Source organism: uncultured Murdochiella sp. (assembly GCF_902488755.1).
Classification (GTDB): domain Bacteria; phylum Bacillota; class Clostridia; order Tissierellales; family Peptoniphilaceae; genus Murdochiella.
This window is the reverse complement of sequence record NZ_CABTXF010000047.1, coordinates 1-9215: the sequence shown is the minus strand read 5'-3', so window position 1 is coordinate 9215 and position 9215 is coordinate 1. Positions and strand designations below refer to the sequence as shown.

10 protein-coding genes are annotated in these 9215 nt (G+C 47.6%); all 10 read right to left on the bottom strand.

Going from position 1 to position 9215, the window contains the following annotated elements; genetic code table 11:
• Positions 1–560, bottom strand: a 560-nt coding sequence (locus tag RDL68_RS05385) for a hypothetical protein (protein ID WP_308540657.1), incomplete at its 3' end; no start/stop codon positions are given.
• A gap of 84 nt (positions 561–644) precedes the next feature.
• Positions 645–1277, bottom strand: a complete 633-nt coding sequence (locus tag RDL68_RS05380) for a V-type ATP synthase subunit D (protein ID WP_308540656.1) — start codon at positions 1275–1277, stop codon at positions 645–647.
• Positions 1278–1280: 3 nt separating this feature from the next.
• The gene (locus tag RDL68_RS05375) at positions 1281–2648 is read right to left on the bottom strand and encodes a V-type ATP synthase subunit B (protein ID WP_308540655.1); all 1368 of its coding nucleotides are present in this window, start codon (positions 2646–2648) and stop codon (positions 1281–1283) included.
• Positions 2645–4429 carry a V-type ATP synthase subunit A gene (locus tag RDL68_RS05370; RefSeq protein ID WP_308540654.1) on the bottom strand — a complete coding sequence of 595 codons (1785 nt, stop codon included), beginning with the start codon at positions 4427–4429 and terminating at the stop codon, positions 2645–2647. The genes RDL68_RS05375 and RDL68_RS05370 overlap by 4 nt, the downstream gene beginning before the upstream one ends.
• The gene (locus RDL68_RS05365; protein WP_308540653.1) at positions 4422–5042 is read right to left on the bottom strand and encodes a hypothetical protein; all 621 of its coding nucleotides are present in this window, start codon (positions 5040–5042) and stop codon (positions 4422–4424) included. Before RDL68_RS05365 ends, RDL68_RS05370 begins: the two co-directional genes overlap by 8 nt.
• A 2-nt stretch (positions 5043–5044) precedes the next feature.
• On the bottom strand, positions 5045–5290 hold the full coding sequence (locus RDL68_RS05360; RefSeq protein WP_308540652.1) for a V-type ATP synthase subunit F: 246 nt from the start codon (positions 5288–5290) through the stop codon (positions 5045–5047).
• 15 nt (positions 5291–5305) lie between these two features.
• Positions 5306–5731, bottom strand: a complete 426-nt coding sequence (locus RDL68_RS05355; RefSeq protein ID WP_308540651.1) for an ATP synthase subunit C — start codon at positions 5729–5731, stop codon at positions 5306–5308.
• Positions 5732–5760: 29 nt separating this feature from the next.
• Positions 5761–7704: a V-type ATPase 116kDa subunit family protein gene (locus RDL68_RS05350; protein WP_308540650.1), complete on the bottom strand. Its 1944-nt coding sequence runs from the start codon at positions 7702–7704 to the stop codon at positions 5761–5763.
• Between the two features lie 10 nt (positions 7705–7714).
• Positions 7715–8740: a V-type ATPase subunit gene (locus RDL68_RS05345; protein WP_308540649.1), complete on the bottom strand. Its 1026-nt coding sequence runs from the start codon at positions 8738–8740 to the stop codon at positions 7715–7717.
• The gene (locus RDL68_RS05340; RefSeq protein ID WP_308540648.1) at positions 8730–9089 is read right to left on the bottom strand and encodes a hypothetical protein; all 360 of its coding nucleotides are present in this window, start codon (positions 9087–9089) and stop codon (positions 8730–8732) included. Before RDL68_RS05340 ends, RDL68_RS05345 begins: the two co-directional genes overlap by 11 nt.
• Between the last annotated feature and the right edge of the window lie 126 nt (positions 9090–9215).

Sequence of the window (9215 nt, the reverse complement as noted above, 5' to 3'; positions counted from 1 at the left end):
TCCGTAAGGTGATGAAGGAAAGTTTCGTTTGCCGTGGAATACTCTTGCACCATTCGTTCGCTATAGGGTCCCATTTTACTGTTGGTTATAACAATGACACCGAAGAGGATCAGACTGACGCATACGAGACGCCAATCAATCCACAATAAAGCCGCCAAAGCCATGGCAATTTGCAGCCCTTTTTCAACACTATTAAAATACGGAGTGAAAAAGTTGTTTTCCAGTAAATCCATATCACTCGTCAGATTGGATATTTCATAGCCGCTCAAGCGAGAGATTTGTATTTTACGCATTTGTAGCTGTTGATCAACGATGTATTGCGCCTGGAAAATTTTCATCGCTGCATCGGTTGCTAAAATAATGAAAACGCCGAAAAAGTTGACGCCAACAGCCCAGATCAGTCGGTGAAAATCTTGTGCGATGAGAGCCTCTAAAAGCAGAGCCATTGCAAAGTTGTAGAGTACATTGGCGGCAACGTTTAATATCGTAAATAAGATAGTGAGCCAATACGCCTTATTTTTTCTCATCGTTTCCCCCTTTGTGTCCTTATTTTTTCTCATCGTTCCCTCCTTTGTTGATAGATACGTATCTATCCACAAGCCACTTGAGGATGCTCAAACGATGGATGACTGCTCCGGACGATTTTAAGCCTTTTGTTTCTTGTGCATTTTCTTCTTCTTGAGCAATTTTAGGCGGAAAAATTCCTCGCGTTCTTTTTCTTCCAACGATTGCGCAATAAAATCACGATATTTTTTATACTTGGGAATTTGCACCTTTTCGAGGGCATTTGCGCGCTTTTGGGTTTTCACCATCTCGCGTTGCAAACGATCCGCCGCATCGGTAACGGAAGCTAACTCCAAAAGAACGCTCTTAAACTCTTGCATGGATTGGGTCGCAAAATCCAAGGTGATGTGTACCGTATCGTAATCCAATTCATCCTTCGTGCTCTCTTCGTGATGAAGATGGGTGACTTCCACGCCCATATACGAACGGGTGCTAAGGGTAATCGACTCATCAAACGGCATTCCGGCGGCAATGGACTCCAAGCGGTAATGCCCCATGGCGACGGTAGCGTGTTTTAATTTCTCTTGAAAGTCCGCGCTTACCACTTTGAGACGCTCCTCCAGTTCGGCTTTCTTCTTTATTTCCGCATTGGCGGCGCGTAAAAGAACCACGCGTTTTTTATCCAAAAGCGTGTAGCTGGACTCCATCAGCGAAAGCATCGCTTTCACTTTCATTAAATTGGCTTTGGTCGGCGTAATCTTAAAAAATGCCATATTTCACCGTCTTAGATAACGTTCTTTATTTTCAGGACTTATCTGGGTCAGCTCCCCTTCCGGTAATAGAGCAAAGAGTTCCCAACCCAAATCCAAGGTCTCTTCGATAGAACGATTTTCGGTGAACTCCTGACGCAAGAAACGCTTCTCAAATGCATCGCCAAAGGCAAGCACTTTGCGGTCGTCTTCACTCAGATCGTCCTCGCCGATAATCTGCGCCAAATTGCGTACTTCCTGCGCTTTGGCATACGAGGCATAAATTTGGCGCATAACATCGGCATGGTCTTCCCGTGTAAACCCTTCTCCGATACCATCCTTCATTAAACGCGACAGACTGGGCAAAATATCTATCGCCGGATAGATACCGCGACGAGAAAGTTCTCGTGAAAGCACAATCTGTCCTTCCGTAATATAGCCGGTCAAATCCGGAATAGGATGGGTGATATCATCGTTGGGCATGGAAAGAATCGGGATGAGTGTAATAGAGCCTTTTCCGGTACGAAGGATGCCGGCACGTTCATACATGGCGGCGAGATCGGAATAGAGATAACCCGGAAAGCCCTTACGACTTGGCACTTCTTCCCGAAGATTGGAAATCTCACGCAGTGCTTCTGCATACGAGGTAATATCGGTCAATAACACCAACACATGCTTATGTTCTTCGAAAGCCAGATATTCCGCTGCGGTTAGCGCACATTTCGGCGTAATTAAACGCTCCATCACCGGATCGTCTGCCAGGTTGATAAAACTCGCCACCTGATCTTGTACGCCCGCGGCGCGGAAGGTTTCTTCGAAAAAATCCGCTTCGTCCTTTTGCACGCCAATTGCCCCGAAAACAAAACAAAAATCGTCGTCCGAATGGCGAATTTGCGATTGCCTAATGATCTGTGCGGCAATGCGATCATGATCTAAACCGGAACCGGAGAAAATCGGCAGCTTTTGTCCGCGAATAATAGTCATCAAGCCATCAATGGCAGAAATGCCGGTCTGAATAAAGTTCTTGGGGTATTCGCGAGCGACCGGATTCATAGCAGATCCGTTGATGTTATATCGTTTGTTGGAAAAAACCGCTCCGCCACCATCGATCGGGTTTCCTAAGCCATCAAAAATGCGCCCCAATATGGAGGCGTTGAGCGGAATCGAAAGTGGATGTCCTTCAAAGGTGACCACGGCGTTATCGACTCGCATACCGGTGGTATCGCCGAAAACCTGCACCATGGCTAAGTCATCTTCTATCGCCATGACCTGACCGGTATACATTTTTCCTTCACAAGTAATCGTCACGATCTCGCCATAGCCTACGTCACGCACTTTATCGACCGTAACAATGGCACTCTCCAGATGCTTCAGTTTAATATACTCGATATTCACGACGCATCCTCCCCCTGATACTGCATTTTGAGCGCATCGTAATGCGATACGATGGCTTCTTCCAGTTCATCAATAGTAGACAAATCGTCATTGGCAACAGCATACTTCATCATCGTTACCTTCTGATAGAGCGCATCATCTCGAACAATGCGAAGCGGTGCATGAAGGCGCAAAAGGTCTCTTCCATTTTCATACAGCGTATTGATTACTTGCAGCATACGCACCTGCTTGTTGAGTGGCACATACGTATCTTCTGCATGAAACGAATTCTGCTGCAGATACCCTACGCGAAGAACACGCGCAATTTCCAATACCAGACGCTGTTCATCCGGCAATACATCCGCGCCGACCAGCGAAACAATATCATTGAGTTTGCTCTCTTCAAGAAGAATTTCCATCATCTTCTTGCGCAACGCCGTCACATCGACATCTGTGCGGTCCAAATAATCATTTGACAGTAACTCCGTATAGCCGGAATAGCTGTTCATCCAGTTAATCGCCGGATAATGGCGCGAATACGCCAATTCTTTGTCCAAACCGAGAAACACCTTGACGTAACGTTTTGTCGCTTCGGTCACCGGTTCGGAAAAATCGCCACCGGCAGGAGAAACCGCGCCAATAAGCGTCACCGACCCTTTAGAAGCATTACGATTTTCTACACGGCCTGCACGTTCATAGAATTGCGCGATGCGAGAGGAAAGATATGCCGGGTACCCTTCTTCAGCGGGCATTTCCTCCAGTCGACCGGAAATCTCGCGAAGCGCTTCCGCCCAGCGCGAGGTCGAATCCGCCATCAACGCGACATCGTAGCCCATGTCACGATAGTATTCCGCCATCGTGATGCCGGTATAAATCGACGCTTCTCGCGCCGCCACCGGCATGTTGGAGGTATTGGCAATCAGCACCGTCCGATTCATGAGGTTCTCACCCGTATTGGGGTCGATGAGCTGTGGGAAAGAATCCAGTACATCCGTCATCTCATTGCCGCGCTCACCACATCCTATATAGACAATCACATCGGCATCACAAAACTTGGCAATCTGGTGCTGCAACATGGTTTTTCCCGTACCGAAACCGCCGGGAATCGCTACAGTTCCCCCTTTTGCAATGGGGAAAAAGACATCCAGTACACGCTGACCGGTAACCAACAAATCATTGGTCGTCAAACGACGCGACACCGGACGCGGACGGCGCACCGGCCAACGCTGCATCAGTTTCAGCTCATGGCAAATCCCGTCCTGTTCAATGACAGCAAGTACATCCTCTACGGTATAATCGCCGTCCGAAACACAGGATATCACCTTTCCTGCCATTCCGTTCGGCACCATGGCGCGATGTTCAATAAGCACGGTCTCTTTGCAAGTCGCAAAAACCTGTCCCGAAGAAAGCGTATCCCCTTCATGAATCTTCATCGTGACATTCCATTTTTTGGCTGCATCCAACGCCGGCATTTTTACACCGGTCGCCAAAAAGTCGCCATGGGTATCCTGAATGCGTTCCAACGGACGCTCGATGCCGTCAAACATATTCATCAACAGTCCCGGTCCTAAAACAACCGAAAGCGGTTCTCCGGTTGCATAAATAGCATCTCCCACTTTCAGCCCTTCGGTCTGTTCATAAACCTGAATGACCGCTTGATCTTCGTCTAGCGATATAATTTCACCCAAACGGCGGTTTTCGCCGACCTCCACCATCTCGTGTATACCAAATCCATTCATGCGCATTCCACGAATAACCGGTCCGTTTATGGCACGAATGACACCCTCTACGGTCTTATTCATGCGTTTCTCCTTCCGCTTCCTGAATAGCGCCGTTCATCAACCAGTCATGAAGCGCGCGGCCGATTTCGTATTCATTATTCTGAATCAAATAGTGAAAGGTGTGGCGTGTGCGTTTCGCCTGCTGGCGATCCACCAGCACAAAACCGCCGATTTCCTCCTCCGGCATACTCTTCACCGGAAACGCATCCGCACAGATTTGTCGAACCATCTGCCGATCCCGTTCTAAAACGTGGACCTCCGCAACATCCATTTCCTGAAGTGCTGCGCCCAAGTGCTTACGCATCCAATCCGCATACTCCGGTGTTTGCACAAAATCTGCGAATTTTTGCCGAATCGTATCGTTCAGGGCATCGAGACACTTTTTTTGTGTCTCCAAAAAAACGCGCTGGTTTTCCTGCCGATGCACAACCAAACGTTCGTGTGCCTCTCGTTTGGCACGGTCAACATGTTGTTCAATGTACTGCTGGCTTTCACGCTCTAAACGTGCTTTGCGCTCTTCAATTAACTTGGAATTCTGCTTGGTGGAATCGTAAAGCATCTGCTCGGAACGACGTTTTTCCTCCGACCAGATCATATTGCGAAACAACGCCAATTTACTTTGTAGTTCAACCACGATCAACTCTCCTCTTGTTCCGGAAGAACAACGACTATGGGTCGATGCTGTTTCGCTCGAAAAGCATCAATTTCTTCCTGTAAGGCTTGTGCCACATTTTTCGACAGATAGAGAACCCCAAGGTTCGGATCTTCCACCGCCATCTTCCATTCCTCGGAAAGTACAGTGTTATCGTCTACCTCACGTGTCTGGATACCGCTCAATCGCGAACCCAACGCCAATTCTCTGTCGTCGGTAATGAGCTTCATGTGCATGGTTGCCTCTTAGCCAATCTGTCCGAGAATCATGATGGAAATAATCAGTCCGTAAATGGCGATGCCTTCAGCAAGACCGACAAAAATAAGCGTTTTTCCTAAGATGGATTGATCCTCGGATACCGCGCCGAGCGCGGCAGAGCCACACGCCCCGACAGCAATACCGGTTCCGATGGTTGCCATTCCCGTAGAAAGCGCCGCTCCCAGATAGGCGAGTCCACTTGCCGAACTATTTGCGCCACCCTGCGCAAAAGCAGGAGAAGGGATAAACATAATCAGCGCCATCAAAAGGCAGGGCACAAAGCACGTTAGATTCAGACGAAGCGCCCTCTTTAAGCGTATTTTAGAGGAATCGGTATTCTTGTAAAGCAGATACAAGCCCGAAGAAATGGTCAAAACGACAATGATAGTAGATAACGTTAAAATAGAAGCCATAATCATTCTCCTTTTTTGGTTGCGCAACACTAACGCTGCAGTAACATTTTCTTTGCATCGACAAAGGGTTTTCCGTCGCCGACATAGTATTTTCCGAATAACTCGTAATATTCCAATCGAAGCGACTGAATGAAAACAATCAATCCTTCAAGCCCGATGATCACGATATTTCCGATGATGAGCATCGCCACATTTCCCGCACCGCCCATCATCTCTCCCATGGTCGAAAATGCCATAAACAAGCCGACGTGGTTGATGGCGAACGCGCCGACACGAATGAACGAAAGTGCCCCGGAAAAAATGGAAATCAGTGCTTCGAGAAGGGAAAACCCTGTTTCGACGTAATAGTCTCCCATCGCCTGACGATATAGCGGTCGTTTATGCAGCAGTAAATTGGTCAGGGGCTCTTGGAACAAAATGCCGGCAAGTGCTACAACAATGAGCGTCATCAATACACCGGATGGAAGAATGGGCTTTACGGCAACGTTCACAACCGTAAGCAGAAGCGAGAGATACAGAACGAAACCGCACAGTCCTTCTTTGCCAAACCAGGCTTCACGATATTCCTTTCTGCGCCATTTGTTCACTATGCCAAGAATATACGCCATACTGGACAGCACCACACCAAAGAGAATGGCGGTCACAAGAACGGTATTGATATTTTCAAACGGACGTACAACGAGTGCCGGAATGACGGTTTCCAGTCCGAAGAAAGAACCGTATGCCAAACCGAACGCCATGGAGGCGATACCCATTCGAAACACGACGCCCCCTAAATTCGGATGGCGCATTTTTTTCAATAGCAATCCGAGAAGAGCGAACACCAGTCCTTGCCCCAAATCGCCGAACATAGCACCAAATAAAAGCACATAGGTAACGGCAAAAAAGCCGGTCGGATCTAATTCATTGTAATTCGGTGTCCCATACATGTTCACCATCGCCTCAAACGGGCGAAAAATTATCGGATTTTGTAGACGTGTCGGAGCTTTTTCGGATACCTGTTCTTCATCGATAAACTGTACAAAGGTGTCCTCAAAAGCATCGATGGTATGGCGAAATGCTTTTTCCTCTTGTTCGCTCACCCAGCCGGTAACATAAAAATAGGCTTTTCCGCGTGCAAAGTATTGCTTTGCATTGTTGACCGCATCATTTAACGCCGCTGCGTAGTACAATTCTTCGAGGTCTTTTTTATGCCGTCCTATACGCGTTTGCTTTTCTTTTTCCAGTTCTGCCAGCTGCTTTTCTTCTTCCTTCAGCATCGCTTCGATGCTCCGTGCGCATTCCGCATTTGTCTTTCCTTCCGGAAAAACAGGACTCAACGGTTTCCAATTGAGTCGATCCTCCAAACGGCGAATTTCATTTTTCACTTTGTTCGGATAGACCAAGAGATAAAATTCTTCTTTTTCAATTGCGCCAAGATGCAAGATTGCGGCAGGTATTTTTTCATACCCGGAGCGAATCGCGCGACGTTCAATGGCGGTAAGCGTTCCGAATTCGATGGAAAACTGTTCCAAGCTCTGCAAAGCAGAATACGCGATGTCGTTTGCCGAGAGCAATTGCAAGAGACGCAAATCCGTCTCCGCCTGTTTTCGCTTTTCCCGAATCACTTCAATCTGCGCATCCAAGTCCATCAGTCCCGCCAAAACCGCTTCTTGTTGAGGAGAAAACTGCGTGGTTCGATTGGGCTGGGCAAAAATATCCCCCATATCTCGCGCTTTGCGCTGTAAATAGCGTAGCGCTGCTTGACGCCGCTCTCCCGTATCGTTTTCTTTCTCAAACTGGCGAACTGTGGAAACATCCACTGTCTTTGCCAAATTCTCTTCGGTGACCGGTATGGTGAAGGAATAGTTCTCTATTCGTTTTTCTGCATCCAACAAGTGCAGACCGCCGGTACGGAAAAGCGCAAGAACTACGGGAGAAAGCTGATCGATCGGGGCAACCAGCTGCATCATTTTCATTCGTTGTATTGCCAAAAGCCGCCTCCTATTCCGTTTTCCATTCGATTAAGTACTGTACCATCTGTTCCTCTTTCCATCCCAAATTGATCGCCTCCAATATGCGGCGAATCTCAGCGATGCGACCATTAAGCATGTGTATGAAACACACAGCAGCCAACAAGCCGTCATCCGTAAGACTGAAAATTTTACGACAACGCTGATAGAGATAACGCTGCCTTGCAACGGGCAAAAAGGAGTAGTCCTCTTTACCGCCTTCTATTAATCCGCGATATGGGCTTTGGCGAAGCCAAACAGTAAAAGCAGGCAAATCAAGATGTACGGCATTTTCGAGCGTCTTGCCGTACAGTATTTTTCCGCCTGTCACCATCTGCATCGCCAGATACGGATCTTCGTCGCGCAGAAAGCGTTTGGTATGCACGATCCACGTGATGTTGCGCAGGTCGATCATCGTGCCGAGAAGGTCATTAAGGACGGCAGCACTCTTTCCGCCAATCTCTTTTGCCTCTCGACGAAGGCGATGGAAATACCACCGATTAAAATTCACCATGAGGGAGTCGAAATCAATGGCTTCGTTAGCAGAGTCATTACGAACAATCGGCTCTAAAAGACGATAATACGGTTTGTCTTTCAATGTCGTAAGATAGGCCTGCGCACGAACAGAGGTATCCGCACTTAGGCGAAGCGTGTCGACATAAATACTGTGCTGAATAAAGGACAACTGTTCCTTTCGATTGTCTCGCTGTAACACACGCAAAAACCGTTGCAACTCCAGCAGTTCTTCTTCCATAAAAAAACTGTGCAGGAATTGCTTCTGTTTGGCATTCAGAAAGGTCAGAAGTTCATCATTTTTCTGTTTTTTCCAAGCTTCCAGACACTGCTCGCAGGTACGTACATCACGAAAATCGCCAATCTCCTCACCGACAATCGCACGCAGGACACGAAACGCACCTTCCAGACTTGTTTCTTCCAACAGTCGATAAAGCTGTTGCGGATCAAGATACTTTCCAAAACGTCCACGCAATTTTGTCACTAAAGCGGTATCAGATCCCATTGTCGTCTCGCAATCGCGCAAACCATTCCGCAGCCATTTTTTCGCGATGCGCATCAAAAAAGCGCCATATCACCGCGATTTGTTCTTCTGAGGTCGATACGAGGGCGCTCTCATCCTCTTTTCGTTTTTGTTCAATAGCCTGAACCTGCTTTTCCGCCTGTTCTCGCATTTGACGATTCGCTTCTCGTTGAAGCTCCGCCATGACCATGCGCGTATTGTTCATTTCTTCTTCCAACACATGCGCCGTATTCTCTTTGAGCTCGCGAGTCGAACGGTCTATGTCGAGGATGGCTTGAATCGTTTCGTTCATTGCCGTTTTCTCCTTCTCCATATTCTCTGCAATCGCCACCTATGTTACTCCTTTTTTCATGCGGAGAAAAGGGCGAAAATATCAAAATAAAAAGGGGGGGCCCCGGGCGCCCCAAAAAAAAACGTATTTTTTTTTAAACTCCATATTTTTTTCCTTTTTTTTTTT

Coding starts and splice junctions, on each gene's coding strand:
- RDL68_RS05360 (WP_308540652.1), bottom strand. CDS start 5,290: ATGAAGCTCATTACCGACGACAGAGAATTGGCGTTGGGTTCGCGATTG.
- RDL68_RS05345 (WP_308540649.1), bottom strand. CDS start 8,740: ATGGGATCTGATACCGCTTTAGTGACAAAATTGCGTGGACGTTTTGGA.
- RDL68_RS05370 (WP_308540654.1), bottom strand. CDS start 4,429: ATGAATAAGACCGTAGAGGGTGTCATTCGTGCCATAAACGGACCGGTT.
- RDL68_RS05355 (WP_308540651.1), bottom strand. CDS start 5,731: ATGGCTTCTATTTTAACGTTATCTACTATCATTGTCGTTTTGACCATT.
- RDL68_RS05380 (WP_308540656.1), bottom strand. CDS start 1,277: ATGGCATTTTTTAAGATTACGCCGACCAAAGCCAATTTAATGAAAGTG.